Below are 1,728 nucleotides of genomic sequence, written 5' to 3'. Positions count from 1 at the left end.
ATCTAGCGGGCAGGCTTCTTTGCTAACGTCAAGCTTCACAAAGGCGTCGCTAAATTTGGCTAGCGTGCTAAATTTATCCCTCGCCATCGCAACTATCGGCACGCCAAAACGCTGCACGTGAGGCAGGATTTTGGTTAGCTCCTCGCTCTCGCCGCTAAAGCTAATGGCTAGTAGCGTATCATCCTTGCCGATCATGCCCAGATCGCCGTGCATTGCCTCGGTCGGATGCATAAAAAAGCTAGGCGTGCCCGTGCTAGCAAGTGTCGCGGCGATCTTTGTGCCGACGTGTCCGCTCTTGCCCACGCCCGTGACCACGACTTTGCCTTTAGTTTGGTATAAAATCTCGACCGCATTTTCAAATTCGCCGTCTAAAATCTCGGCGTTCCTTGTTAGCTCGTTAGCTTCGGTCTTTAGCACGTTAGCGGCTATTTTTATCATCTCGCTCATTTTACGCCCTTACATCAGGTATATGATCGGCACGATGGTCGGATATTTTTTGACTTTTCTAAATATATGCTTGCGGATGACTTGGCGCACCTGCCCCTCGAGTATCCTGCCGTCTTTTAAAAGCTCCTCTTTAACATTGCTTAGATACTGCTCCAGCACGCCCTCCATCTCTTTTCTAAACTCGCCGTCTTGCTTATCGCCCACGAGTCCGTAGCTGATGACGCGAGGCTTGTTTATGAGCTTAGCGCCGTGGCGAGAGATTTGCGCGATGATCATCACGACGCCCGCTTCGGCCAAATTTTGCCTATCGATCACGACGTCGTCTGAAATTTGCTTGTTGATTTGGTTGTCGATAAAGACCTTGCCAGTTTTTACCGTCTTGGCGCGCTTCATGTATTTTTGGCAAATTTCTATCTGATCGCCGTCGCTCATCAGATAGATGTTTCGCTCATCCACGCCACATGCCACGGCAGTTTCTTTATGCTTTGCGATGTGGTTGTATTCGCCGTGAACGGGAAGGAAAAATTTAGGCTTTATCAGGCGCAGCATCAGTTTTTGCTCCTCTTGCGCGGCGTGACCGCTCACGTGTATCTCGCTAAAGTCCTGATACGCGACGCTAGCGCCTGATTTGATGAGAAAATTTAGCACCGTCGAGACGCTGCTTTCGTTGCCAGGGATCGCTTTTGAGCTGATGATGATCTGATCGGTCGGCTTTATTTTGATGTATTTGTGCTCATCCGTAGCCATGCGGTACAGCGCGCTCATCGTCTCGCCCTGAGAGCCGGTGGTGACGATCAGCACCTCGTTATCTTTAAATTTGCCGACTTCGTTAGCGTCGATGAAAATTTTCTTATCGAGCTTGATGTAGCCAAGTTCCATCGCCGTGTAGAGGTTACGCTCCATGCTGCGGCCGATGACGCATACCTTGCGGTTGTATTTTAGCCCCCAGTCGATCGCCTGATAGACGCGGTGGATGTTGGAGCTAAACGTGCTCATTATCACACGACCTTTGGCTTTGGAAAATATCGCGTCAAAGGTTCTGCCTACGCTGCTTTCGCTTTTTGTAAAGCCCTCGCGGTAGCTGTTCGTGCTATCGCTCATCAGGCACAGTACGCCGCGTTCGCCGTAGTATGCGAGTCTGCCAAGGTCTGTTGGGTAGCCATCTATCGGCGTGTGGTCGATCTTAAAGTCGCCCGTGTGGATGATAGTGCCCGCCTTTGTCGTGATGGCAAGCGCGCTGGCATCGATGATAGAGTGCGTGATATGTATCCACTCGACCTC

At 50.8% G+C, this 1,728-nt stretch carries 2 protein-coding genes; both read right to left on the bottom strand.

All coding sequences use genetic code 11. The features are described from left to right. The coding region (locus Q0296_RS11140) for an SIS domain-containing protein (protein WP_298040598.1) at positions 1 to 447 on the bottom strand (447 nt) is incomplete at its 3' end. A 9-nt stretch (positions 448 to 456) separates the two neighbouring features. Continuing rightward, positions 457 to 1,728, bottom strand: a 1,272-nt coding sequence (locus Q0296_RS11135; RefSeq protein ID WP_298040596.1) for a ribonuclease J, incomplete at its 5' end; no start/stop codon positions are given.

The sequence above is a fragment of the uncultured Campylobacter sp. genome (assembly GCF_937890585.1).
In the GTDB taxonomy this organism is placed as follows: domain Bacteria; phylum Campylobacterota; class Campylobacteria; order Campylobacterales; family Campylobacteraceae; genus Campylobacter_A.
This window is presented reverse-complemented; position numbering and strand designations above follow the sequence as displayed.